Genomic DNA, 26860 nt, shown 5'->3' with positions numbered 1-26860 from the left:
GTCCCTATGATTATCTGGGGAAACGTTCTATCTTGCGATTCCTGTAAGTATCAGGAAATCAACGGGTAACAAAACCCTCCGGGGTTAGCTGCCTGATTGATTTCCACCATAGAAAATATCAGGAGTCTGATTTTTTCTAACCCGCCTGGTAATCTGATTACTGTTACAGAGACATTTATGAATCTGGACCGCTCCGATATAAAAGCGGCCGCCTGGTTGTTTGAGCAACTTTCAATCGAGGCTGGCCACGCTGCTGACCGATCGCGCATACAGCGCACGTTGATCGAATCTGCAGCAGCAACAACTTCACAACACGAAGATCACTGGTGGAGCTGGCTGATTGAAGCCAGCCGCAGCCTGGGTTTGAAATTCAAACTCATGGATTGCACCTTTCGTGAAGTCCGCAACATTACCAGGGAAGGGGGGCGTGTCATCACCCGCGTGGGAGATCCCCCCCACTGGGTCGCGCTGTTAAGCAGCAAGCGGCAACGCTTTCAGTTGCTGCAACCCGAACAGAACGAGAGCCGTCTCTGGGTCAGCTCCCGCCGATTGAGACGCTTGCTGGAGTTGAACGAACGCGACCAGGTGGTGCGTTGCCTGGTGATCAAGCCGGACCTGTCTGCCTCCAGCGATGGTGCACATGAGACGCATCATTTGCCTCCGCTGGACCGGGTACTGACTTTGATGAAACCCGAAGCAGCCGACATCTGGACGGTCACCGTGTTTGCCCTGATCACGGGGCTGCTCGCCCTGGCGACTCCGCTGGCAGTCGAATCGCTGGTGAATACTGTCGCCTTCGGTCGTCTGCTTCAGCCGGTCGTGATTCTCGCACTGATGCTGCTCGCCTTCCTTTCGTTTTCTGCGGCATTGCTCGGACTGCAGACGTACGTGGTGGAAATCATACAACGCCGGATCTTTGCCCGTGTGGCTGCGGATCTCTCTTATCGACTGCCGCGCGTAGTCCCCGGCGCACTTGCCGGACAGTCGGGCCGGGAACTGGTCAATCGCTTCTTTGATGTGATCACCGTCCAGAAGGCTTCATCGGCGCTGATGCTGGATGGGATCTCCCTGGTCCTGAATACGCTGATCGGGATGACCGTGCTGGCCTTTTATCACCCCTGGCTGTTGGGCTTCGATATCGTGCTGCTGGCGCTGATCCTGTTTGTGATTTTTGTCCTCGGGCGCGGGGCGGTGAATACCAGCATTAAAGAATCGAAAGCCAAGTACACGGTTGCCTCCTGGCTGGAAGATCTCATTGGCTGTCCGACCGCGTTTCGTTACCGGGGGGCAGCGGAGTTCGCCCTCGATCAGGCCGACCATTATACCTACGAGTATCTGAATGCACGGAAAAAACACTTCAGGATCGTGATGCGGCAGATCGTGTTTGCACTCGGACTGCAGGCAGCCGCCAGCACCACGCTGCTGGGACTGGGGGGCTGGCTGGTGATTGCCGGGCAGCTGACCCTCGGGGAACTGGTGGCGGCAGAGCTGATCGTCACCGTGATTGTCGGCTCCTTCGCCAAGATGGGAAAACACCTGCAGAGTTATTACGATCTCCTCGCTTCCGTGGACAAGCTGGGCGTGCTGTTCGACCTGCCCATGGAACGACAGGATGGCCTGCTGCAGATCTCTCAGCACGAACCGGCTGAGGTCAGTGTGAATGGCGTGGGCTTTACGAACTTTCACGGCGGAACCAGCGATCACCAGATCGATCTGCATGTCGAAAGTGGCGGGCGGCTGATGCTGACCGGACCCAGCGGCAGCGGAAAGAGTCGCCTGCTGGATCTGCTCTTCGGACTGTCTCCCCCCGCCAAAGGGCACGTTTCCATTAACGAGATCGATCCTCGCGACATGCGCCCCGATGCCCTGCGGAAGCATGTGGCCCTGGTGCGGAATATTGAAATCTTCACCGGCACATTGGAAGAAAATATTCATCTGGAGCGCCCCTATGTTTCCACCAGCGACGTCCGCGAAGCCCTGGAGTGGGTGGGCCTGTATGAGCAGGTTCTGCAGTTGCCCCAGGGACTGCAGACTCGGTTGGTGGATCATGGCTATCCCCTGACTGAAAATCAGACCCGGAAACTGATGCTGGCCCGGGCAATTGTGGGACGGCCGCGACTGCTGCTGATAGACGGTCTGCTCGATGCGCTCCCGGATGAAGAAGCAGAGTCGCTGACCCGCATGCTCAGCGAGCCGGCACGGCTCTGGACTCTGATCATGGTCACGGGCAGACGGAACCTGGTGGAACTGGGAACCAGCGTGCATGCTTTCCCGGATGCGGAAGCGATTCTTTCAGGAGGACCCGCCGATGTCAGTTAAACCCTCTCTGGATGTACCCGCCTCTCAGGCAGAAGAGCAGCGGTTATCGATGTTGACGCCCGTCGCCTACAGCGAATCGAGTATGCCCTCCCTGCGACTCGTGCGTTCCTCCCGCCTGGCGCGGCGGATCGCGAAAGTTCTGTTCCTGATGTTGATCGCGACCATCCTATTAATGATGTTCGCCCCCTGGCAGCAGTCGGTCACCGGGACCGGGAATGTGCTCGCTTACTCTCCCGATCAGCGGCAGCAGGTGATCCAGGCAACCATCAAGGGAAAAATCGCCCGCTGGGGAGACGAGATTTACGAAAATGCGCAGGTCAAAAAAGGGCAGGTGATTGCCGAAATTCGTGACCTGGACGAATCCTATGCGGCTCGGCTGGACATGCAGCTTTTGAACTCCCGCCAGGCGGTTACCGCTGCAGGACAGCATTTGGAAGCCAGTCAGCGGGCACTGGAGGCTTCTAAAACGATCGTTGAATCCTATCGGGACCAGGTCCAGGCCTACGAAACCGTCAAACAGGAAACGATCGCGGCCCAGGATTCCTACATCGAGGTGGCAGCGAAAAAGGTCAAAGCCGAACAACAGAAACTGCTGGAGTTAGAGGCAGCGATTCCTCAGCTGCAGGCCGAATTCGATCGGATGAAAACCCTGTATGCCGAGAATAATATCGCGCTCCAGAAGCTGCAGGAAGTTCAGCGCAAACTGAAAGAGGCAATGAGTAAGGCCAAGGGGGCCGAGTTCTATTACGCCGCCGCCAAAGACGAACTCGCGGGCAAACAGAGCGAGCGTAACGCCAAGATCCAGAAGGCACAGGCCGAGATCGACAAAGCCAAAGCCCTGCTCAGAAAAGCGAATGGCGATGTCTCCAAGGCGGAGAGCGATATTGCCAAGTCCCGACAGGAGCTGAATAAAGCGGAAAAAGATGTGCTCGACATGCAGGTCAAAGTCTCCCGTCAGCAGAACCAGATCATCAAGGCACCTTTTGACGGCTACATCGTGCATATTACTCCGAACCTGGGAACCGCCATTTTGAAGCAGGGGGATCCCATCTGCACGATCGTCCCGTTTACCAAAGATCGTTCCGTGCAGATCTGGCTTGATGGCAACGATGCCCCCCTCGTCGAGCCCGGCAGACACGTGCGTTTGCAGTTCGAAGGCTGGCCTGCCATCCAGTTTGCCGGCTGGCCTTCTGTCGCGGTCGGCACCTTTGGCGGGGAGGTCGTTTCGGTGGATGCCATTGATGACGGTCGCGGAAAATTCCGCATCCTGGTCAGACCCGATCCCGATGACCAGCCCTGGCCCCAGGACCGCTTCCTACGGCAGGGGGTGCGTGCAAATGCCTGGGTGCTCTTGAATCAGGTGCCCCTCTGGTACGAGGTCTGGCGGAAACTCAACGGTTTTCCCCCTTCGATTTCGCTGGAAGAACCAGGGCAGAAAAGCTCCAAAAGCAAGCCGCCCAAGCTTCCGAAGTAAAATAGGAGATTTACGTTAAGTATGCCGCCTTGGCTGTCTCTGGCGGTTAAAGAGAGTCTTTCTCTGGTTCCGTTCACACCGGCTGGAGTTACGATCAATTCCGCAATCCTGCACTGCCGAAATGTTAAACAATACGCGTTATAACTTATATAGTAACTGTGCTGGTTAAACAGTCCGTAGTTATTACCCGCCAAAATAAGTCAAGAAACCATGTTAAGAGTTTGGATCCTGTTACTCGCAGTCCTTTCCGAAGGCTGCGCCGCTTCCCGGCAGAAAATGACCCGGTCGGAACCCGATCCGGCGCCTTCGGTCGTTCAAATCAAACCGGCTGCTGATAGCATCGAAGATCCGCAGCCGTCCACTGCTGCGCCGGTTGTGTACCCCGAGAGTCTGGCCGAGGTCTCGGAGGAAATCAAATCGGAACCTCAGGAATCCCCTCTACAGCAGGTTTCTGCTGAATCGAAGCCTGAGAGTGAATTGATTCCCCAGGAATTCGTCGCTGCACCGCACCTGCCGCCGCTTCCCGATCAGAATTTTGCGCCCAGTCAGCAGGGGCTCGTGCTGGAAGCGGTCATCAATTCGGTCTATGCAAGTTATCCCTTACTGGAAGCAGCCGTTTATTCGCGGGATGTTGCCGCCGGCCAGCAACTTTCGAGCATGGGGGAATTCGACCACAAATTCAAAGCGGGCAGCGAAAACCAGCCGATGGGTTACTATCAGACCTATCGCCAGCATGTCGGCCTGATCAAGCCTCTGTATCAGGGGGGCGAAGCGTTTGCCGGCTATCGCATCGGGCGGGGAAGTTTTGAGCCCTGGTACCTCAATCGTCAGACGAATGAGGGCGGGGAGCTCAAGGCCGGGTTTTCCGTGCCGCTGGCCAAGAATCGCGATATCGATCAACGGCGGGCGGCATTATGGCGCGCGACTTATGGCGTGGATGTCGTAGAGCCGGAGATTCAGGCGCAGCTGATCGACTTTGTCCAGCAGGGGAGCTATGCCTACTGGGACTGGGTGGCCGCGGGAGCGAAACTGGTCATTGCAGACCGGATTCTCAAGCTGGCCGAGGATCGAACCGAGCGCATCCGCAGCCAGGTGGAAAACGGATTTCTCGATCCCCCGGAACTGACGGATAACCTGCGTCTGGTCGCGGAACGCAGAGGCAAACGTGCTCTGGCAGAGCGGAAGCTGCAGCAGACCGCGGTGAAGCTGTCGCTGTTCTATCGAGATGTCAACGGAGATCCTGTGATCCCCGGTCCGGAGCAGGTGCCGCGGTTTCCGGAACTGGAACAGATCAATGAAGCGCAGGTGGCCCTGGACGCGAGCCGGGCTCTGGAACAACGTCCGGAGATTTACACACTCGATCTGATCCGGCGTCAACTGGATATTGATTACTCCGAGGCAGAAAATGAATGCCTGCCTGCGGTCGATCTGTTGATGGCGGGTTCACAGGACATGGGGTATCCAAGCAGCTACCGGAATTACAAAGGCCCCTTCGAACTGGACGCCCACCTGCTGGTGGAAGTGCCTCTCGAACGCCGCAAGGCACGCGGGAAGATGCAGTCCGTGGGGGGCAAGATTTCTCAGCTGACTGCCAAACGCAAATTAACGGAAGAAAAAATCATCGCCGAGGTGGAGTCGGCCTACGCCGGTCTGATCGGGGCTTACAAACAGGCACAGCAGGCCGAGCAGGCGGTGGGCTATGCAGAAGATCTGGCCCGCCGGGAACGGCGGAACTTCGAAGAGGGGCTGTCCGACCTGTTGAAGGTAACGCTCCGCGAACAATACGCGTTCGAATCTGCTGAAAAGGCCGTCGATGCGAAACTGCTCTACTTCCAGGAACAGGCCGATTACCGCGCGGCGCTGGCGGAAGATCAACTCTGATCACGCTTCATCTTCTGCAGCCGTATGATGATGCGGGAACGGTTCCAGGTGCACTAGGACATCCCGTAATCTCGTAAATTGATCCAGGAGATGATCTTTGACCTGATGTCCGATGCGATGACCTTCGGCGACGGTCAGATTCTGATCAACTTCAATGTGAATATCGGCAAAATATTCTAAACCGGATTTCCTGACCCAGAGGGTTTCCACATTCTCAACTCCTTTCACCGCCAGCGCAGCAGCTCTGATCTGATTGACAAAGACCGGATCGGCCTGCAGGTCCATCAATTCGCTGGCACTGGCACGAAACAGCCTGATACCCGACCAGACGATCACAGTGACCACGATCAGTGAGGCCACTTCATCTGCCCAGATCAATTTCGGGCCACCAATGCTGATGGAGGCCAGCCCGATGAGTACGGCCAGAGAACAGAGGGCATCACTCCGATGATCCCAGGCATTGGCTATGATAGCTGCGGAGCCCGTACGACTTCCGATACGCACATTGTAGTGATAGAGGCCCTCCTTAATGATGATGTTGGCTCCCGCAATCCACAGAGTCCAGACCGGAGGAATCGGATGCTGAACAGTTAAACGCTGAATGGCTTCCCAACCCACATACAGCGCCGAGATGAGAATTACGACGGCCACATTCGAAGCCGCTATTCCCTCGGCACGCGTATGACCATAAGGATGCTCCTCATCCGCGGGCCGCTGGGCATAATGCAGGGCGATCAGCACGACCAGCGTCGACATGACGTCACCAATCGAATTGACGGCGTCCGCAATCAGGGCAAACGAATTCCCGATAATCCCCCCGGCCAGTTTGACGATTCCCAGGAACAGATTCGCTGCCAGACCAAAGACGGCGGCCCGGATGACTTCAGTATATGTTTCTGAGATGGAGTTTCGATCTGCCAAGAAACCAGTGCTTTCTATTTTGAGAAGGCAGCAGGGAACGGATTTCGCTTACTGTAATATAAGATCATACCCAACCAGGGCTCTCAGGTTGAGCCTGGTTGAGTATGATCATTGAAACGAACGGCAGTCCGGTTGGCTCAATGTTCAAATTCCGTCATGTCAACCGGTTCCGGGTGGGGTTCCTTCGGTTCAAACCAGCGGTAAATCGTCGGCAGCACCAATAGAGTCAGCGCGGTAGACGTTACCAGTCCGCCGATCACGACGGTTGCCAGTGGCCGTTGGACTTCCGCTCCGGAACTGCCTGAGAGGGCCATCGGAATGAAACCGAGGGCACCGCAGGAGGCCGTCATCAGCACGGGCCGCAGTCGGTCCATCGCCCCGTTGACTACTGCATCGCGCTGGCTATCTCCCGAATGCCGCAGATGCCGCACGTGTTCGATCAGCACTACGCCGTTCATGACCGCGATCCCGAACAGGGCGATAAACCCGACGCCGGCCGAGATCGAAAACGGCATGTCGCGGAACCACAGGAACAGGATGCCCCCCGTCGCGGCGATCGGCACGTTCAGATAGATCAGCATCGCCAGCTTGACGGAATTGAAGGTCATGTAGAGCAGGGCAAAAATCAGGAACAGCGCCACGGGAACCGCGATCGCCAGCCGCTGACTTGCCTGTTGCAGATTTTCAAACTGACCACCCCACCGCAGGGTATAGCCGGCGGGTAACTCCACATCCCGGTCGACCACCTGCTGGGCTTCCGCCACAAAACCCGCGAGGTCTCTCCCGCGGACATTGCTTTGAATCAACAGACGGCGGCGGATGGAATCGCGGCTGATTTCCACCGGACCCTCTTCCACAGTGATCTCCGCCAGTTGAGAAATCGGTATCTGACGTCCTTGCGGATCTTCGATTTTGAGCTCCGAGATCCGCTTGGCATCCTTTCGCCAGTCTGGACTGAGACGGACCTGCAACGGAAAACGCCGCTGTCCTTCAAAGACCTGACCGACCGACACACCACCCACGGTCGCGACCGAATCCAGTACGGCGCGGGCGTTGATCCCATACCGGGCCAGCTTTTCACGGCGGATAATCACCCGCAGGTAAGGCAGCCCCGCGATCTGTTGCGCCTGCACATCCGCAGCGCCCGGGACTTTGTTGAGGGCCACTACGATCTCGTCCCCTTTATGTTTCAGCTCTTCCAGATCATCCCCATACAGGCTGATCCCGATATCGGAACGAACCCCCGCCACCAGTTCCTGCACGCGAAGTTCGATCGGCTGGGTGAAACTGTAGCTGTTGCCGGGAACCTGATCTTCGAGCTTCTGCTGCATGCCTTCAATCAACTGAAGCTTCGTCAGCCCTTCGGTCCATTCCGATCTGGGCCTGAGCCGGACCAGAATGTCCGTCTGGTAAACCCCCATCGGATCGTTTGCAATTTCCGGGCGACCGGTTTTTGAGACGACGGTTTCCACCTCCGGAAATTCCAGCAGGGTCCGCTCGATGGCCTTGGTCATCTCGATGGAAGTCTCCAGTGAAATACTGGGCAGGCGGGTGGCCTGGATGGCGATGTCACCTTCATCCAGCTTCGGGACAAATTCCAGTCCAAAGCCGGCGGCCATGATGATACTGAAAACAAACAGAGCAATTGAACTCAGGAACATCAGCCCCGGCCGCAGCATGGAAAAGCTCAACAGCGGCTGGTAGGCCTGTTTAATCCAGCGGACCAGGAAGGTTTCGCGTTCTTTCATCTGGCGTGCCAGGAACAGGGAGGCCATCACCGGCATCACCGTGACCGACATGATCAGGGCCGAAGAGAGGGCTGTCATGAAGACGAACGCCATCGGGCGGAACATCTTACCTTCCATGCCCTGCAGACTCAGGATCGGTATGAATACGATGATCACAATAATGCCGGCAAACAGAATCGGCTTGCCTACTTCCTTTGCCGATTCCCGATAGACGCCCAGTGGAACATGGTTACCGCCATGCTCCTTCTGGTAGTGCGACGCCCGGCGTACGCAGTTTTCGATCATCACCACGGCACCATCGACGATCACCCCAAAGTCGACGGCTCCCATACTCATCAGGTTCGCTGAGACACCCGCATAGCGCATCGCAATCAGGGCGCTCATGGCGGAGAGGGGAATTGCGGCTGCCACGATCAGACCGGCACGCACATCGCCCAGCAGCAGGAACAGCATGATGATCACCAGCAGCACGCCCAGCCCGATATTTTCCGCCACCGTGTGGATCGTCTTCGCCACCAGTTCGGTGCGGTCATAGAAGGTATCGATGACGACGCCTTTGGGCAGTGTTTTCTGGATCTCGGCAATTTTGGCCTTTACATCTTCGACGACCTGCCGCGAATTGCCGCCCATGATCATCATCACCATGCCGATCACCGCTTCGCGGTCCCCATCCCGGGTCACCGCTCCCTGCCGCAGCATCGGGGCAAATCGGACCTCTGCCACATCCTGAACCCGGATCGGGGTCCCTTCGCGGCTGTCCAGAATGATCGTGCGGATATCGTCCAGAGAACTGACCAGACCCTCCCCGCGGATCAGTCGCTGTTCGGCGCCATGGGTGATATAGCCACCGCCGGCATTCCCGTTGTTCTCTTCCAGTGCTTTGAAGATATCACTCAGTGAAATTTCATAGTTCTGCAGTTTCGCGGGATCAATCTGGACTTCATACGTCTTGAGTTCACCCCCGAAGGTATTAACTTCAATTACACCGGGCACACTGCGGAGCTGGAAGGCGATCTGCCAGTCGAGGATCGTACGCAGTTCGCTGAGGGAATAATCCCCTTCTACTTCGCTGCGGACTTCAAACTGATAGATTTCACTCATCCCTGTGGCAATCGGGCCCAGTTCGGGCGTGCCCATCCCCGGGGGAATATTTTCCCGCGCCTGTAATAAACGCTCATTAATGAGGTTGCGCGCCCAGTAGATGTCGGTACCGTCTTTGAACGCCACGGTCACCGCACTCAAACCAAACCTGCTGATCGAACGGATTTCCTCGACGTTCGGAACACCACTCATGGCGTTTTCGACCGGGAAGGTGATAAACTGTTCCACCTCGACCGGTCCCAGGGCAGGGGAGTTCGTCAGAATCTGCACCTGCACGTTCGTCAGATCGGGAACCGCATCCAGGGGAATGGTGGTTGCTGAGAAAAAGCCGAGACCCAGAATGACCAGGGCCAGCAGCATGACGATAAATCGATTGTTTAAAGACCATTCAATGATATGGTTGACCATTTATGATTACTCCTCACCCATCAAGTCTTCGAGCATTTTAGACTTCAGGATGAAGCCACCATTCAGCACCACGCGTTCGCCTGGATTCAGGCCTTCCAGAATCACGGATGAGGTCTCATTCTGTTTGCCCGGTTTGACCAGACGCTTTTCGAACTGATCTCCGCCCGTGTAGACAAACACGAAAGACTTGCCTTCATGTTCCTGGAGTGCCGAGAGGGGAATTGTCACCAGTTCCTGGTCGGAGCCTGATTCAAACTCGATGTTGACGAACATGCCCGGCTTGAGCAGATGGTCGGGGTTGTCGGCAATGGCCCGCATGGAGACGGTCCTGGTCTTCTCATCCATGATCTCGCCGGTATAAAAAATTCTGGCTTGAAAGGAGCGATCGGGCCAGGCTTCGTTAAAGACACGTACCGGCTTTCCGGCCAGAGAACTGAGCAGGGGAATGTTCTTTTCGTAGATGTCTGCTGTAATCCAGACCGTCGACAGGTCTGCGATACTGAAAATCTGGCTCTGCGGCCGGATCTGTTCCTTTAGCGTTACGTCTTTGGAAATGATCGTACCGTTGATGGGGGATCGAATGAAGTAATGGGATATTTTTGCCCCCTGCTGTTCGGGGTTGATTGATTGTATTTCTGCTTCGTCACAGCCCAGAATTCGGAGGCTGGTGGCAGCGACCGCGACCCGCGTGGCTGCTTCCTTAACGGATTGAGATGACAGCAGCAGCGATGTTTTGAGTTCATATTCGATCTGCTCAATCCGCGCCTGAAATGCCGCGAGGTCGGCATTCCGACTCGATTTGGCCGCGTGCAGCTGTTTAAAGGCAACCGCTCCGGATTTGGTCGGTTCTTCCAGGCGTTCCACATCGGCATCGGACTTGAGATAACTGGCGTATGCCATCAGCAGTCGTTCGCGGTAATTACCCATGCTGCGACTGCGAAACCGTTCTTCGATTTCAGTGATCGGTTCTCGTTTTCTCAGTGCAACCAGGAGCGGCCTGGTATTGGTCGCGATTTCCTGCTGAATTTTGTCTTTCACCACTGCCATTTCATGCTGAAGACGCGACTGGTACAGTTCCAGTTTCGCCTGCCCGATTTCACGACTGTGCACGACAACCAGCACGTCGTTCGCTTTGACCACCTGTCCCAGTCCGACTGCAACACTATCAACCGAGCCTTCGACCATGGGATAAATGTGCGCGATCTTATCTTCGTTTAAAGAGACTTTACCCGTCAGACGAACCGTTTCTTCAAATCGATTCGTGGCGACCGGTTCGATCTTCAGCCCAGAGACTTTCCACTTCGATTCGGGCAGCGTCACGGTGACTTTCTCCAGACTCCGGTTCTGCGTGGTCGGTTTTTCTGCTGAGGCAGTTTTCGGTTTGGTAGACTCAGGAACATGAGCCGAATCTGAATTGGATTTGTGTAAACGGAACTGGTAGATTCCCACACCTGCCACGACAACAATGATCGTGAGTATGAGAAACAACACCGGTTTATGGCTGGCTTTGACTGGCTTAGGCGGTATTTGACCTGTCGTCTGGTTCATCGAGATACCTCAAGAGACTGGGACTGGATCCGTTAAGTGGGTTCGGATCTCCTCCTGCGCAATCAGTGGCTTAAGAAGCAGCGCGCAGCTTCAACAGAAGGAAAAACAAAAAGAGACTGTTTCACAGCGGAGAATCAGCAGGTCCACGTGCAGAAAAGCTGGTGCAGCTCCAGGTCAGGGGGGGTGAGAGCCGCCTGATCCTGTGTGGAAATATAAGCCGGGAGGACCGTTTCCGTCAGCGGTAGCAGTCCCGCTCCCCAATAGTCTGCTGCCAGATGATCGCCGGGCAAATCTGCCAGGTCAGTCACAGCGACGGTCGTTCCCTCAGTAAATTTGACGGGGACCGTTTTGTCAAAATCACTTCCGCTGGTGACCCAGTGGCAATGTGGAGTGCAGGGGACTTCAGGGTTTGAATTGTTGTCGCCGTGATAGATCCGCATATGCATTGCCAGCAATGAGCTGTTGCCACTACGGCTCAGATAATCAGTATGCGAATGCACAACCGGACGAGGTCCCGGCCAGGCTATGATCAGTAGCAGCAGGCATCGAATTGTGATGTTCAAACTGAACATGGCAGGCTTTCGCAAAGGACTGGCAGGACGGTCAACGGAAGGAGTGATCGTCATCAAGACGTCAAAAATTGGGAACTATTCCCTCTCATATCTAAGTAATTCTTACTTCTCGTCAGGAGCAATTACAATGCTTGAGTCAGATTTTATCTGAAATTCTACTTTGTACCTGTAATTGTACCTCTAAATGAATCATGAAAGGCTCATCAGGTGGTGCTGTAAGAGTGTATATATCCGGTCTGGTCGGCCAGCTGTTCACTCGCAGTTAATTTGTAAGGGTTCTGCTGGTTACTATAGCAGTAGTAGTAGTTACAGCGAAGATTTCACGGGAATCGCTCAGGAAGATCGATCAGCACAACCGAACAAAACAGGTGTATCGACAGATTACGGACAATCGCTCGATTCATCAGTTTTAGTACGTTTGTGGGTGTCGAATTCAGCTATGGTAAGATCAAACGATGACGGTAATCACTTCGGGGTAAAAGCGTTCGGGATCGCTTTTCTGACGGGTTCTCTGCTGGTAACAGGCTGTTCGATGAACCCTTACCTGACGCGAAGAGAGAGGGTCGAAAAAAGATCTCTTGTGGCGACCCTCGAGAAAGTGCAGGCAGAGGTTGGGGCTGACAGCGATGCTGACAAAGACAGTGGCAAAAACACCGGGGAAGAGGAATCCATTTCCACCATCAGCCATGATGTTTCCGCTGGTGAAGCCGATCCATCTGAGACCGTGAAACTGATCGATGCGGAAGAGCAGCTGTATCCGACTCCCCTGGAACCGATTCAGGCGCCCGCAGTGGGAGAGCAACCCGCGCTGACCGGGGGCATGACCCTGCAGGAACTGGAATCGATCGCTTTGCAAAACAATCCGGCGATTCAGGAACTGGCTGCTTCGACTCAGAAGGCCGCCGGGTATCGCGAGCAGGTGACCACGCGGCCGAACCCGACTGTCGGCTATCAGGGGCAGCAGCTGGCGGACCGCGGAACCGATCAGCACCTGGCCTACGTCGAGCGGGAATTCGTGACCGCCAATAAACTGGAACTGAATAACCGGGTTCTCAATGCAACGCTGGCAGCCCAGCTGCAGGAACTGGAAGCCCAGCGGTTCCGGGTCCGGACTGATATTCAAATCCGGTTCTACCAGGCACTCGCCCTGCAGAGACAGCTCGATCTGATCAACGAGTTCTCGCAGGTTGCAGAGAAGGGGGTCGATTTCGCCAAGCAGCGGATGGACGCGGGTGAGGGAACCCGGGTGGATATTCTGCAGTCCAAAATTCTCCTGAATGAAGTTCAGCTGACCCAGCGTCAGACCCGGGCCAAACTGGCTGCTGTCTGGAGAGAAATTGGTGCGATCTCAGGTGTTCCCGAAATGCAATATTCGAAACTGCAGGGCACCCTGCCTTCCGAATCGGGCATCGTGGACTGGGAAGGGATGGCCACGAACATGGTCACTTCCAGTCCGGAATACGCTGCCGCCCACGATCGAATTTCCCGTGCCTATGCACTCCTCGAGCGTCAGGAAGTGCAGCCGATTCCCAACATGGCGGTCCAGCTGGGAGCCGGGGTCGATTATGGTACCAATTCCGGCATGATGAATATTCAGGTCGGTGTGCCGCTGCCGATCACCAATAAAAACCAGGGGAATATCGATGCCGCTCACGCGGAAATCTGTCGTGCCCAGATGGAAGCCCAGCGGATTAAAAACGCCATCGAAGAGCGTCTGGCTGTCGTCTCCCGGGAATACGACACTGCCACCGCGGCCATCGATCTGTACTCGAATCAGATTCTGCCCAGTGCCCGCGAGTCCCTGGACCTGGCCAACCAGGCTTACAAGGCGGGAGAAGTCGGTTTCGTGCAGATCCTGCTGGCCCGAAAGACCTTCTTTACCACCAACCTGCAGTATGTCGATGCCCAGGCACAGCTGGCCGGAGCTCAGTCCAAGATCGACGGCTACATGCTGACCGGCGGACTTAACAGCGTGATTGATGACAGCGGCGATTCCGGCCTGCGGGATCAGACTTTCAGCCAGCAGTAAGTCGAGCTGAATCCCCGGGACGGGAGACTTGCACTGGTATCATTGGAATCCTAAGTTGGGGGAAACCTGATTGTGTTTCCCCCAACTTTTTTTCTAACGTCACCGGTTTACTGATAGACCGCTGTCGCCTGTGAAAGTGATTCTGATGTCTCTGCTTCGTACCGGCGCTCTGGTTCTCTGTTTCTGTTTCACATGCATTGCTTCCGCGCCGTCGATAGCCGCCGTCACGGTCAATCAGCGGGTCATCGACGATCTCAAGGCGGGAAAGACAGAGACCGCTCATGCCTCCTGGTGGGGCTTTGATCCCGAGGATGCCACCGCTGCCCTGCAGGCAGCCATCAACTCCGGTGCGAAAAAGGTCATCGTGGAAAAGAGGACCTCGCCCTGGATCGTGAAACCGATTCAACTCGCCAGCGACCAGGAGATTGTATTTCAGCCGGGAGTGGTGATCCTCGCGAAAAAAGGAGAGTTCCAATCGCGGACCGCTTCGCTGCTGAATGCCTCGCTCAAACAGAACATCCGCCTCACCGGGCCGGGCGCGGTCCTGCAGATGCGCAAGGCGGATTACGACGCAGCGCCCTATGAAAAAGCCGAGTGGCGGAACGGGCTCTCGCTGCGGAGTTGTTCTAACGTCGTGATCACGGGGCTGACCATCAAAGAGACCGGCGGTGACGGCATCTACCTGGGCGTGGCGAAACGGGGGGTGACCAATCGGAAGATTACGATTCGCAATGTCATCTTCGAACAGAATTATCGACAGGGGGTCAGCGTGATCAGTGCCGAAGATCTGCTGATCGAAGATTCCGTCTTCAAAGAGACGTCTGGCACGCCTCCCATGGCCGGCATTGATTTTGAACCCAACCATCCCAGCGAATGTCTCAGCAACTGTGTGCTCCGCAACTGCGTGGCGGAAAACAATCAGGGCGGGGGATATTTACTCTATCTGCCCAACCTGAACCGGGACTCAAAACCGATTTCGATCCGCTTCGAGAACTGCACCAGTACCGGGAAACGCAGAGCCCTTTCGCTGACGACCAGAAATAAATCGCCGGGCAGCGTTACCGGTTCCATCGAGTTCGTGAACTGTACTTTCGAGAGTACAGAGCAGACCCCGGTCACGATTCAGGACAAGCCGGCAGATGTCTGTCCCGTGCTCTTTAAAGAATGTACGATCAGCGGACCGGAAACGAAAGATGCTGCCATCCCCGCGATTCAGTTGGCCGCCCGGGCCGGCGCTGCCGGGAAAATCGGCGGTGTGACGTTTGAGCAATGTGTTGTGAAATCGCCCGTCAAACGTCCGGTGATGTCTTTTCACGATGCTTCATATCTCGCTGCCGTCTCAAGTGTCAAAGGCACCCTGCAGGTGAAGCAGGGGACGCAGACAGAGGACGTGACGTTGAATCCAGCGTTGATCGCAAAGTGGATGCCCTCCAGTCCGGCCGGCGATATCACTCCATACAAAACCGACTTCAACCGGCTGCAACCCCTCGATACCAGTGCCTCTTTCGAGCCGGGGCAGCGTCGTAAGGTCCGTCAACGGAACCAGTCTCAGTATCTGCTGTATGCAAAACAGGGGGATGAGGTCGCGGTGCAGTTCACCTTTCATAAACTGGCCCGCTACACGGGAGACAAAATGCCGGTCACCGTGGTGGCCCCCTCGGGCAGGACCATTCCCGTGGCGGATGTTCCGTTCCAGCAGAGTGCGACCTGCAAGTTCACGGCTCCGGAAACCGGCATTTACCAGTTCCGCTGTGATCCGGGAGCGAATTTTGTCACCGTCGACGCGTCCTCGCATCGTCTCTGCCTGGCCTCTGACGGCGCCCCGATCCGCCTGATGGCCTCCACCGGTGATTATTATTTCTATGTCCCTGCGGGGGTCGAGAAATGGGCCGTGGGTGTTTTCGGCGAAGGGGCCGGGGAACGCGTGAGTGCAAAACTTTATGACCCGACTGGCAAACAGGTCTGGTCAGAACAGAATGTCACGAAACCAACCTTGTTTACCCGCACCCGCCCGCAGAACAGTCCGGGAGAACTCTGGCGTCTGGTCCTGGCACGTCCCACCCAGGGGGGCTTTGAAGATCATTACGTGCAACTGGTGGGCATCCCGGCGGTGCTGGCGCTGACCCCCGGCGAAATGCTGGTGCCTGGTGAAAAGACGCAGAAATAACAGAGATATCAAAACTTCTTGATACTTCTTCTGGTTCTGTCTAAACTGGAATTACGCGCTAGATGCCGAGAGTTCCTCACCCTCCCGTCTGTCTCTCAGTCAGTCGGGACCCTGGAAATATCCCGCCCCGATGCGACGGTTTTCTGTAATGAGAAGATCGTCGGATCCACAAAACTCTATCAACGAAATGAAGCCCGATCATGCATCTGTTGTTCCGTAGTCTCTGCGTGCTGTTGTTGTTTGCTCCCTGTTTTGTCGCGCAGTCCCGTGCCGCGGACGGGAAATTTCCTGTTGAATCGAATCTGAAGGCCGGTGTCGCAAAAGTCGATATCACGCCCGACGAAGTCAAAGATCTGGAAGTGGTCGGCCATCGACGCAAAGTGACCGGCGTGCGTGATCCGCTGCGAGCGGGAGTCCTGATCCTGGATGACGGGCAGACCAAAGCCGCCATCATTACGCTGGACCTGATCGGAGCCTACGAAGAGATCGTGAAACTCTCCCGGCAGGAGATTGAAAAAGCGACCGGCATCCCGGCGGCTAACATCATGGTCACCGCCTCTCACAATCACTCCGGACCCGGTTTTAAAGCCGACTCGGATTGGGGCAAAACGCTGATTCAGAAGCTGACCGCCACAGCAAAGCAGGCGGCGTCCACGATGAGCCCGGTGACCGTCGGTTACGGGGAAGACGAAATCAGCTTCGGTATCAATCGCCGCAAGGTGATCAACGGTCGTGCGGTGGTGCGTCTGAATGAGGACGGCCCCAATGATCCGCGCGTCAAGGTGCTTCGCTTCGACGATGGGAAATCGCTGACTCCCAAAGCCGTCCTGATGCACGCGGTCTGCCATCCCTGTTTCTTCACCTGGGGAGATAAGGGTTCGATGCCCTATCCGACCGGTTATCCGAAGATGAGTGCCGACTTCCCCGGGGAAGCCCAGACCTTCGTGGAGATGTGCTATGGTAACAAAACCAGTTCAATGTTCCTGCAGGGGTGCGCGGGCGACATTCGTCCCAATCTCCCCGGGTATCCCTATCGCTGTGCGGATGAAGCCGACATTCAGTGGGCTGGACGAGATCTGGGGAGTGCCGTGGTCCGCACGCTGGCGCGTAACGTAACCCGCGAGCAACTGGTGAAGCGTCCGAAGTTCTATCAGATCCGTGTGGCCAACACGGTTGTCTCACTGCCTGGCAAAGAGGGCCGCATCGATGCGGAACTGCAGGCGCTGAAAATCGGCCCCTACCTGCTGCTGACGATGCCGGGGGAACCGATGGTCGAATACGGACTCAAACTGGAACGCGATATCGCCGATCGGGCGATTCCCATCATCGTCGGCTACGCCAACGGTTACATTGGCTACATCGCTACTGAAGACGCCTACCAGGTCGGCGGCTACGAACCCAACCGTTCGAAGCTGACGGCGGAAGCGGAAGCCATTATCCTGACTGAACTCAGCATGCTGGCGGATCGGGTGATCGGCGATGTCTTCGAGTCGTTTTCCAAGCATCCCAAAGATGTGCAGAAGCGCGAAGCGACCGAAAAGAAACGTCTCAAGCAGAAATAAGTCAACCGCCCGGTAAAATGAGATGACTAGAGGTAGTTTCAAAACCCTAAATTACGTGAACAGTTTGGTATAGTATTTGTAGGAGTACCTCCCCAGAAAGGAGGTCTCATTATGACCATGACCCGCGTGTCACGACCTGCCACAGGTCGCAACATTACCGGGTCCAGGACGGAACCAAAACCACAACTCTCGGACGAGCAATGGCTTCTGATCAAAGATCTGTTTCCAGAACCACCGGCAAACGCAGCCGGAGGGCGGCCCAGAGTGGCTCCCCGCGAGTGTCTCGAAGGAATCCTTTGGGTATTAAGGACCGGTGCCCGATGGAAAGATTTACCAACATTTTTACCATCTCCCAGCACTTGCTGGCGTCGTTTCAAGGAATGGACCGAAGACGGTGTCTTCCTGGAAGCATGGCAGCGATTGCTCGAACATTTCGACCGACGGAAGCTGGTAGTCTGGTCGGAAGCATTCGGGGATGGCACATTCTGCCCCGCAAAAAAAGGGGCGCCGATGTCGGAAAGACAAAACGGGGAAAGGGAACCAAGCTTATGCTGCTGGTCGACGGAAACGGACTCCCTCTCGCTCTGGATCGTTCCAGTGCCTCTCCGGCAGAGGTGAAGCTGATTGAATCCCTGCTGGACCAGCGCGTTTTGCCACGTGACCCCGATCGCCTGATTTATGATCGTGCGGCCGACAGCGATCCCCTGCGCACAGAGCTGGCAGAACGGCAGATAGAACTGGTCTGTCCGCATCGCAAGAACCGTGTGAAACCAGCGACGCAAGATGGGCGTGCTCTGCGACGATATCGACGCCGCTGGAAAGTCGAACGCACCTTCAGTTGGCTGTTCAACTTTCGTCGTCTGGTAATACGGTATGAACGATACAGTCATTTGTTTTTAGGATTCGCACAACTCGCGTGCGTGTTCACATTACTTAATAAGTTATGAAACCACTTCTAAGCAAACTTTCTGCGAGGGCAGGGCTGTGTGGCGCCTGCCCTCGTTTCGTTTTCGATCAGAAAGTATTTTCAGGTGACCGCAGCTTTAGTCTTCCAGCTTGAGGAAGGCGACGGCATTGTTGTTGTTCATGGGGATGATCAACTGCTTGTGCTTCGGATCGTATCCCATCGAAGCGGCACTGGGGATGCCGGAGGCAATCACTTGAGCCGGTTTCCCGGGAGCGATTTTCGAGACGCTGCCGAAACGGACACTGCTGACGTACTTCGTGCCGTCAGGCAGGATCACCAGACCGTCATTGCCCCCTTCCGCAGCGTGTTCGGTACGGAGCAGTTTTCCACTCGCAGGATCAAAGGTCATCACGTCGTTGTTACCGACATTGACGACCACCACATTTCCGTCCGGATCGATGGCCACGCCGTTAGGGATCTTGAGTGGATCGCCATCCACGAAGATCGAAACGTCGCCGTCCGCGGTGATTTTATAGACGCGGTTTTCCGGCTTCGAATTGGAGACAAAGATCGTTCCCTCTTTGTTGACCGCAATGCCGTTCAGGAACGTGGAGCCCTTCACGGGATACGCTTTTCCTGGTTTGCCCGTCGCGAGATCGAACGTGCGGACCACGTCGATATCAGCGGTATACAGGGTGCCGTTATGAATGGCGCTACCCAGTGGATGGTTGAGCGTTAAACCGGCCCGCGTTGCACCAATCCATTTCGCGGTGTGCACCGAGCCATCCGGGTTCAACAGCGAGACATAGCCATCATTTTTCTCCTGTTCCTGACGAACGCCTGCGTTCATGACCACGATCAGGTCGCGGGCTGTGTCATAGACGCAGCTTTCAGCAAAACGAAAACTGCCATACACCTTGACGTTTTTCGAGAGGGGGACAAACTTCCCGGCTTCGTTGACGGCTCCCAGCGGTTTTCCCGCCTGAAACGGTTTCTGGGCCAGGGCGACGCTGCTCAGCAGCGACATCGCTCCAAGGGTCAATATAAAGAACGCTTTCATCAGTAGTCACTCCTAAAGTAAATGGACTGGTGGATAACAATGGTCCCGTAGACCACCAAGGTACCCGAATTTCACTTAGCAGGGAAGGTACACCCATCCTGTTTACTGAGAGACTCACTCGACAGGGGATTATTTTGCGGTATTATCAAATAATATCACGATCTCTGGATGGCCCTTTGCAATTCACCTGCGCGGTGGTTTGCCTCATGTCATTTCACCGTCTCTGGCTCCTCTCATTTCTCCGGTTGATCAGATGCATGATTCAGAACCACAGGAAGCTCAGGATAATTCTGATTCGCTTTCGTTTCTGGAAGAAACCATTCAGGGAATCAGTGAAGCAGAGTTGAATACAAGGGTCGACTCTTTAAACCGGGAGCAACCGGAGGGGCCTGAAGTCAGTCTGCGACCTGCGAAAGAGAAACCGGATGAGAGTAGCGTCGATGCTTCTTCCATCGGACAGCGACAGATTGAAGCTGCAGATCCGAATCGTCCCGTTCCTGAACGGAATCAGCAGATCGATTACCGGGTGCTGGAGCTGCTGGGAGAGGGGGGCATGGGCCAGGTTCATCTGGCGGAACAGGTTGCCCTGGGGCGGAATGTTGCAGTCAAACAGATTCGTAACAGCCAGGCGCGCGAATCGGTCCAGCGGGAGTTTCTCAAAGAGGCCAGCGTAACAGGGAAGCTAGAGCATCCCAACATCGTACCAATCTACGAAGTGGGGCAGACGCATCAGGGAGACCTGTTCTACTCGATGAAGAACATCCAGGGACAGGCCTGGTCAACAGGCATGGATACATGGAGTCTGCTCGAAAACCTGGACATTCTGCTCAACGTTTGTGATGCCCTGGCATTCGCTCATTCTCAGGGTGTCATTCATCGCGATCTCAAACCGGACAACATCATGATCGGGGGCTTCGGTGAAGTGCTTGTCCTGGACTGGGGACTGGCAGTCATTCTGGATCAACCCCACACCGTTTCGACTGCCGTCTCCGGTACGCCCGCTTATATGCCTCCCGAAATGGTCAATACGCCGGAGCAGGTGAACCGGGTCAGCGATGTCTATCTGCTGGGGGCGATCCTGTATCGCATTCTGGCCGGGCATCCACCGCATGGAGGGGCATCTGCTCAAGAATGCCTGCTGGCTGCCTCCCGCAATGAAATCTTACCCTGTTCCCGCGAACGTCTGGCGCAACTGGATGCTTCCGGCGAACTGCTGGAAATCGCGCTGCGGGCCATGAAAGCCAGTCCCGATGAGCGATTTCAGTCTGTGAAAGATTTTCAGCAGTCTCTGCGAGAATTTCTCCTGCACCGCGACAGCCTCGAACTGATGGCCCGGGCAGATACGGCTCTCAAAGCGGCCCGTGATACGGGAGACTATTCCCAGTTCTCGCGAGCTCTGTTTGGATACGAGGAAGCCGTCAAACTCTGGGATGAGAATCAGGAGAGCCGCGACCGATCGGAACAGGCCCGGGTTCAGTGGGCGCACTGCGCTGAGACGCAGGGAGACTATGACCTGTGCCTTTCTTTACTGGAAGATGTCGACTCCGATCAGGCCGAATTCAAGGAGCGTGTCCTCAAAGCGAAGACGGAACGCGAATCCCGCCAGGCGCGCTTGCAGCGTTTCAAGGTCTTCAGTATGGCGGCCAGTCTGATCATTGCGGTGCTGGCTTCGGGAGCGGCACTCTGGATCAGATCGGAACGCGACAAAGCCCTCGCGGCCGAAAAAATGGAAGCGCTGGAGCGCTCGCGCGCTGACAAGGCGGCGCAACTGGCAAAACAAGAGGCCCAGCGGGCCGACCAGGAAGCTGTGGCAGCAAAACAGAGTGCCCGGGAAGCACAACAGAATTTGCAGGTGGCTGAACGCAATGCGTATGGCGCGGATATGTTGCTGATTCAGACCGCCTGGGAGCGGGCGAATCTGCCCCGCGTACAGGAACTCCTGGAGCGTTATCAGAACCGGGATGATTTGAAAGGATTTGAATGGAACTATTTCAAACGGCTGACAGAATCCTCCCTGGATACGATCAAAATTCCAGGGATGAGTTCCAAAGCGGTCTCTTTCAGTCCGGATGGCCGAGTCATCGCGGCCGGCTGCAATGATGGTCGGATTGTGTTTTATGATCCCGCTACCAGTGAAGTCATTGAGCAGTTCAAGCCGCATACACGTACCGTCACTTCTATCTGCTTCAGCCCGGATGGGAAATTTCACGCCTCCGGCGGTAAAGACGGGCGAGTCGTGATCCATGCCTCTCCCTCCAATACCGTGATTCATGAGCTGCAGGCGCACCAGGGTTCTGTGCTGCGGATCAGGTTCAGTCCCGATTCGCAACAGCTCGTATCGGCGGGAGAAGATCAACTCATCAAACTCTGGGACGTGGCCGGGGGTAAAGAAAAACGAGTTTTGAAGGGGCATACCGCGGAAGTGGCTGATGTGGATTTCAGCCCCGATGGGACGCAACTGATCTCAGGCGGTTACGATGGGACCGTACGACTCTGGGACCTGGAGAGCGGAAAGCAGGTGCGCCTGTTGAACGGACTTTCCTCACGAATCTATGCGGTCGCCTTTCATCCGCAGGGAAACTATGTTGCGGCTGGCGGACGTGAGAACCGGGTTCTCATCTGGGATCCGGCCACTGGAAAAACGCGTTCGCCCTCATTTCAGACTGTCACGGAAGTGTATTGTATTGAATTCAGTCCGGATGGTCAGTTGATCGCCTACTCGGGCCTGGATGATCGCATCTACCTGGCTGATTTTGAGACGGGAGAAATACAGAATGACTTGCGGGGACATATTTTCGGGATTCGGAGACTGAGCTTCAGTCCTGACGGGCGACGACTCGCTTCCGCCAGTACCGATCAACTGCTCAAGATCTGGGATACCCGGACTTCTCCCGAGTGTCTCTCCCTGGCGGGACATACGGGAATGATTCGCTCACTGAACGTCAGTCCCAACGGAACCCGGGTAGCTACTGGTGGAGATGACGGTATGATCCTCATCCGGGAAACCGAGACGGGACAGATCGTCCATCAGCTCAAAGGACACGAGTATGCCGTGGTCTGTCTGGATTATCATCCCGCGGGACGCCTCGTTTCCGGAGGCGTTGACAAGACAGTTCGCGTCTGGGACAGCCGCAGTGGAGAACTCGTCCATACATTGACGGGCCATCAGAATTATGTGACCGGTGTGTGCCTGACGCCGGATGGAAAACGCCTGCTCTCTGCGGATACGGGGGGAGATGTCATATTATGGGATCTGGAATCTGGAACAGAAGTGCGCTCTTATGACGTAGATCCGAATTACGGTTCTCAACTCGTGATACTGCCTGAAAGAAACCAGTTCGTCACCTGCCACACAAAAGCGCTGCTCCGGTTCTGGGATCTACAGAGCGGTGCGTTGATTCGGGAACTGGGCGGGAAGAGCCGTTCCGATCTCAAGGCGTTGACGGTCAGCAACGATGAAACTCTCCTTGCCACAGCCGGGATGGGATCCACGGTGCGCGTCTGGGATCTGGAAAGTGGCAAACAACTGCATTCGCTGCGGGGGCATAATTTATCGATCTGGTCCCTCGCATTTAATGCGGATACGACACGGCTCGCTTCCACAAGTATGGACGGGACTCTCAAAGTCTGGAATCTGCAGACCGGACAGGAAGCGCTGACACTTCCGTTTCCCACGACTGCCGCCGGCGTTGATTTCCATCCTGATGGTCAACGCATTTATGCCAGCGGAGACCAAGGCGAACTGCTCATCTGGGATGCCCGGCTGTGGACGGATGCCTTAAGGCACGAAGCACATGCGCGGTACCTGCTCAATACATTAAGGGAACAGTGCCACTCGCTCGAAGAACTGCAGGCTGCGATCGCGGCTGACACGACTGTCTCAGACCAGGCACGACAACAGGCTCGTCAGTGGGCCAGTCTGTTCTGGCAGGGGTACTTATCCGATCTGACTCTGCACCCCGAGGTGGTCATCAAGTCCGGTAATTTTGAAAAAATGCTGCAGCTGGCAGATTTATCCCGCACGTCAGGCCCACAGACGGCAAAGCAGTTCTTTGATCTGGCTTTACTCTACTCTGCCTGTCTGGCGCCTTGTTCCGCTGATCGCAGGGAAGCGATTCGCACGAAAGCGATTGAAAGTTTTGTGGCCGGATTCGACAGTGCCGGGTTCGAGGATATCCCCCCGGTGCTGAGTGAAGCCGGCTATCGTCCCTTCCGATTTGAGGGTGAAGTACTCCATGCCAGACAGGAGGCGATGCGGCGTCTCTGGAAACAGAAACCGGACGACCTCGAGCGGATCAGGCATCTGGCCTACTGTTACTACGATCTGGGGATTCTGTTCCGTCGCCAGGGGGAGATCGAAACAGCAATCGAAAACTTCCGCGAAGCCCGGAAACTCCACCGACAGCGTGTCGCCCGTGCCTCTCAAGAATTTTTGCCTTACGCCGGCGTGATCATCAGCACGGACCGGCTGGGGCAATCGTACCTGGAGGCGGGCCAGCCTGATGAGGCCGTAAAGGCTTTTGCGGAGGGAATCCAGGTTTGCGATCAGCTGCTCAAGCGGGAAATCCAACCGGATTATGCCAGCAGGAACCGGGACGTTCTCATTCGATTAAAAACCAAAGCCGAGCAGTACCGGCTGGCGGTTGGCGACTGGGAGGAAGTTTCGAAAGCGGCTGAGAAGACTCCCGTCCTGTTATATTACCGCGCAGTCAATCTGGCACGCAAAGGGAAGTATGCGGACGCAATTCAGGCAGCGGAGAAACTGCGCACGCTCGATCCGGAAAGTTCCACGAACGTGTATAACGCCGCCTGTGCGTACGCCCGTTGTGCGGAACTGATCAAAGCATCAACGGGGCAGGACCGGAAACCGTCAGAATCTGAACAGGCTGAACAGTGCATCCAGTCCGCCATTGAATGCCTGCGGGATTCCGGATCTGCGCAGAAAGATCAGCTGCGGAATGACCCGGATCTGCAGGCACTGCATCAGCGGGCTGAGTTTCAAAAACTGATCGGCCTGGAATCGCCCGTTGATCCCGAGTCTGACCGAACTAAATGGAAAACGTCCCAGGCCTGGATCGAAAATCCCAAGTATGTGAATCATTCTACCTTCCTGGAACAGCCCGACAGCGACTGGATGGAAACCGGGATCGACTTCAACGGGAAGAGGTTCACGTCACATTTTACGTTACACAACACAACTCCTCTCTATCTGGAATTGGATAAACAGGGTTCCAGTCTCCGAATCCGCTTATGGCCGGACAAGGCTTTCTGGGGGACGATCTCTGCTGAATCTGATCAGGCGACAAAATGGGGTTTTCTGCAGGATGGGGGCTGGGAGACGGAAACGCCAGACCAATCCCGTTCGGCAGCGAGTACTGGCAAATAGCGAAATGCGAGTGATCGTGTTGCGATTCACATTCCCGGGGTCTGATTGCACGAAAGCCTGCATCCTCGCGCCGTGTCACTCCCCCAGCCCGGGGTGGACAGAGCGTCAGAGGTCTGTTAAAAAAAGAGTCTTTGGATAGTCATTAAGTCTCTTTTAAGCGTGATCAGACCTGAGATGAATTTCCCCCCTGTTTGTCGTGAACCGGAAGCGGGATGATGGAGCAGGACCCACAGGAGCTGCCATCATCTGAAGACCGGCGTCTGTTGAATGTCGGCCGGGCATTACTGGGACTGTCTGTCTTAAGCTGGTGCCTGCTGATGTACCCCCTCTTATCCGGCGGGCCGCTCGTAATGGATGAGCACTGTTCCTACTGGATCATCGACTCCGGTCTGCCCGGCACCTCGCTGATGCGGAGCCTGGACTATGCAGCCATCCCGCCCCTTTCCAGCTGGATCCAGGAACTGTTTCTGACAGTATTGGGAAAATCAGAACTGACATTTCGACTTTCCTCAGCGCTCTGCGCACTGGGGGCGATTTTCATTACTTACCTGGCAGGCAAGGAACTCCGCTCCCCATTGACGGGGGGACTGGCCGCTTTGCTGGTGGCCTGGCACCCGGAAGCCATGGATGAAGTCCGCATTGCCCGCTGTTACGGGCTGGTGCTGATGCTGGGGGCCGCCGTGATCTGGGCGACCATTCGCTGGCAACGCACGCCGCGCTCGCTGCCCGCCGCTCTGTTCTGGAGCCTCTCCTCGATCGCTTTGCTCTGGACGCATTATACCTCGGCTCTACTGGTGATTCTCTCGGGCCTGGCTGTTGCCGTCTCCTGCTGGCGCAAACGCGATCTCAATCGAGCGACGCTCTCCCGTATGCTGTTGGCAGTCGCACTGCTCATTGTGTTCTGTTTACCACTGGTGCCGACTATCTTTCGGCTCAAGGAATGGGGGCCGATCCTCAATTTCAGCGGCAGCGATCCCTCCATCTGGAATCTGATCGGCCCCTTCTGGTGGATCGGGTTGCCCGTGGGAATCCTATTTCTGCTCGTCGCGCTGCGTCGTTGTTCCTCCGGTGCGATCTCCCAGTCGGGACTCTGGATGACGGGAGCCTGTTCGCTGCTCCCTCTGCTGATGCTGGCGGTCCTCTCCTCGGGAGAGATGTCCAGCCTGGCGAATCCCCGCTACCGCGTCGCCTATGCACCGGCAGGAGCCTGTTTTATCGCACTGTTGCTGACACACACGCGGCACTGGATGACCTCCCTCGGTGCTACGGTTGTGGTGCTGGTCGCTGCCTGGTTGCTTTCCCCGCTGGGGCCCTGGGACATGGGGCGGCTCGGGTCTCCCACGGAACACGAGTGGCGGGAGCTCAATGCCTTTCTTTCCGAACATTCAAAAGCCGGTGAACCGCTGCTGGTGCAGAGCGGTTTAACCGAAAGCTATCTGGTCCCCGTTCTGACAGAGGATCGCGTCTTCCTGGAATATGTGGCCTGCCGCGTGAGCCGGTTCTATGTCGACGAGCCGCATCCCCGTTATGCCCTGCCTTATATCTGGAATCCGCAAACGGGAGTGATTGACTTTTATCGCGATCTGCTCGAGAGCTGGAAAACGAAACCCGGTTCGTTCTGGGTGGCCTCCGCCACCGATACCGACCTCAACCAGAATTCACTCAATATGATCCGTACCCTCGCCCGGGAAGCCGGCTATGTTGAGACCGAACAAAAGTCCTGGCACAGTGCTGCGCTGCTCCACTTCAAGCGTCCTTCGGGTGACCGCGAGTGAGC

General features: G+C 55.9%; 14 protein-coding genes. 9 read left to right on the top strand and 5 right to left on the bottom strand.

Annotation, left to right across the window (positions count from 1 at the left end):
- Positions 1-177: 177 nt before the first annotated feature.
- The 3 genes from Enr10x_RS14260 to Enr10x_RS14250 all read left to right on the top strand — a co-directional run bounded on the left by Enr10x_RS14260 (position 178) and on the right by Enr10x_RS14250 (position 5674).
- Positions 178-2319, top strand: a complete 2142-nt coding sequence (locus Enr10x_RS14260) for a peptidase domain-containing ABC transporter (protein WP_145450201.1) — start codon at positions 178-180, stop codon at positions 2317-2319.
- Entirely contained in the window at positions 2309-3793 is a 1485-nt protein-coding gene (locus Enr10x_RS14255; protein WP_145450198.1) for an HlyD family secretion protein, read from the top strand. The genes Enr10x_RS14260 and Enr10x_RS14255 overlap by 11 nt, the downstream gene beginning before the upstream one ends.
- Positions 3794-4003: 210 nt before the next feature.
- Positions 4004-5674, top strand: coding sequence for a TolC family protein (locus tag Enr10x_RS14250; RefSeq protein WP_145450195.1), 1671 nt, complete (start codon positions 4004-4006; stop codon positions 5672-5674).
- Here Enr10x_RS14250 and Enr10x_RS14245 read toward each other — a convergent pair whose 3' ends face one another.
- The 4 genes from Enr10x_RS14245 to Enr10x_RS14230 all read right to left on the bottom strand — a co-directional run bounded on the left by Enr10x_RS14245 (position 5675) and on the right by Enr10x_RS14230 (position 11900).
- Positions 5675-6595 carry a cation diffusion facilitator family transporter gene (locus Enr10x_RS14245; RefSeq protein ID WP_145450192.1) on the bottom strand — a complete coding sequence of 307 codons (921 nt, stop codon included), beginning with the start codon at positions 6593-6595 and terminating at the stop codon, positions 5675-5677.
- Positions 6596-6732: 137 nt separating this feature from the next.
- Entirely contained in the window at positions 6733-9852 is a 3120-nt protein-coding gene (locus Enr10x_RS14240; RefSeq protein ID WP_145450189.1) for an efflux RND transporter permease subunit, read from the bottom strand.
- Between the two features lie 6 nt (positions 9853-9858).
- Positions 9859-11400: an efflux RND transporter periplasmic adaptor subunit gene (locus Enr10x_RS14235; protein WP_145450185.1), complete on the bottom strand. Its 1542-nt coding sequence runs from the start codon at positions 11398-11400 to the stop codon at positions 9859-9861.
- A gap of 134 nt (positions 11401-11534) precedes the next feature.
- Positions 11535-11900: a hypothetical protein gene (locus Enr10x_RS14230; protein ID WP_145450182.1), complete on the bottom strand. Its 366-nt coding sequence runs from the start codon at positions 11898-11900 to the stop codon at positions 11535-11537.
- Between the two features lie 652 nt (positions 11901-12552).
- Here Enr10x_RS14230 and Enr10x_RS14225 point away from each other — a divergent pair.
- The 4 genes from Enr10x_RS14225 (at position 12553) to Enr10x_RS14210 (ending at position 18677) form a co-directional block, all read left to right on the top strand.
- Positions 12553-14001 (top strand): TolC family protein, encoded by a 1449-nt coding sequence (locus tag Enr10x_RS14225; protein WP_232093395.1) that lies wholly within the window; start codon positions 12553-12555, stop codon positions 13999-14001.
- A 145-nt stretch (positions 14002-14146) separates the two neighbouring features.
- Positions 14147-16168 carry a right-handed parallel beta-helix repeat-containing protein gene (locus Enr10x_RS14220; RefSeq protein WP_145450176.1) on the top strand — a complete coding sequence of 674 codons (2022 nt, stop codon included), beginning with the start codon at positions 14147-14149 and terminating at the stop codon, positions 16166-16168.
- A 200-nt stretch (positions 16169-16368) separates the two neighbouring features.
- On the top strand, positions 16369-17730 hold the full coding sequence (locus Enr10x_RS14215; RefSeq protein ID WP_145106610.1) for a hypothetical protein: 1362 nt from the start codon (positions 16369-16371) through the stop codon (positions 17728-17730).
- A 117-nt stretch (positions 17731-17847) separates the two neighbouring features.
- Positions 17848-18677, top strand: a protein-coding gene (locus tag Enr10x_RS14210) for an IS5 family transposase (RefSeq protein WP_390621347.1) whose coding sequence is annotated in 2 segments (ribosomal slippage) — positions 17848-18238 and positions 18238-18677 — 831 coding nt in all. Because the reading frame shifts where the segments join, the coding sequence is not laid out codon by codon here.
- Positions 18678-18773: 96 nt separating this feature from the next.
- Here the strand turns inward: Enr10x_RS14210 and Enr10x_RS14205 are convergent.
- Entirely contained in the window at positions 18774-19697 is a 924-nt protein-coding gene (locus Enr10x_RS14205) for an SMP-30/gluconolactonase/LRE family protein (RefSeq protein WP_145106612.1), read from the bottom strand.
- Between the two features lie 253 nt (positions 19698-19950).
- Here Enr10x_RS14205 and Enr10x_RS14200 point away from each other — a divergent pair, with 253 nt between their 5' ends.
- Positions 19951-25083, top strand: a complete 5133-nt coding sequence (locus tag Enr10x_RS14200; protein WP_145450173.1) for a WD40 domain-containing protein — start codon at positions 19951-19953, stop codon at positions 25081-25083.
- 212 nt (positions 25084-25295) lie between these two features.
- Entirely contained in the window at positions 25296-26858 is a 1563-nt protein-coding gene (locus Enr10x_RS14195) for an ArnT family glycosyltransferase (protein WP_145106617.1), read from the top strand.
- Positions 26859-26860: the final 2 nt, after the last annotated feature.

It is taken from the genome of Gimesia panareensis, assembly GCF_007748155.1.
GTDB classification, from domain to species: domain Bacteria; phylum Planctomycetota; class Planctomycetia; order Planctomycetales; family Planctomycetaceae; genus Gimesia; species Gimesia panareensis.
This window is presented reverse-complemented; position numbering and strand designations above follow the sequence as displayed.

What these genes read in the sequence shown, in the direction of transcription:
- Enr10x_RS14260 (WP_145450201.1), top strand. Translation starts at nt 178, where the DNA reads ATGAATCTGGACCGCTCCGATATAAAAGCGGCCGCCTGGTTGTTTGAG.
- Enr10x_RS14255 (WP_145450198.1), top strand. Translation starts at nt 2,309, where the DNA reads ATGTCAGTTAAACCCTCTCTGGATGTACCCGCCTCTCAGGCAGAAGAG.
- Enr10x_RS14250 (WP_145450195.1), top strand. Translation starts at nt 4,004, where the DNA reads ATGTTAAGAGTTTGGATCCTGTTACTCGCAGTCCTTTCCGAAGGCTGC.
- Enr10x_RS14240 (WP_145450189.1), bottom strand. Translation starts at nt 9,852, where the DNA reads ATGGTCAACCATATCATTGAATGGTCTTTAAACAATCGATTTATCGTC.
- Enr10x_RS14235 (WP_145450185.1), bottom strand. Translation starts at nt 11,400, where the DNA reads ATGAACCAGACGACAGGTCAAATACCGCCTAAGCCAGTCAAAGCCAGC.
- Enr10x_RS14220 (WP_145450176.1), top strand. Translation starts at nt 14,147, where the DNA reads ATGTCTCTGCTTCGTACCGGCGCTCTGGTTCTCTGTTTCTGTTTCACA.
- Enr10x_RS14215 (WP_145106610.1), top strand. Translation starts at nt 16,369, where the DNA reads ATGCATCTGTTGTTCCGTAGTCTCTGCGTGCTGTTGTTGTTTGCTCCC.
- Enr10x_RS14205 (WP_145106612.1), bottom strand. Translation starts at nt 19,697, where the DNA reads ATGAAAGCGTTCTTTATATTGACCCTTGGAGCGATGTCGCTGCTGAGC.
- Enr10x_RS14200 (WP_145450173.1), top strand. Translation starts at nt 19,951, where the DNA reads ATGCATGATTCAGAACCACAGGAAGCTCAGGATAATTCTGATTCGCTT.
- Enr10x_RS14195 (WP_145106617.1), top strand. Translation starts at nt 25,296, where the DNA reads ATGATGGAGCAGGACCCACAGGAGCTGCCATCATCTGAAGACCGGCGT.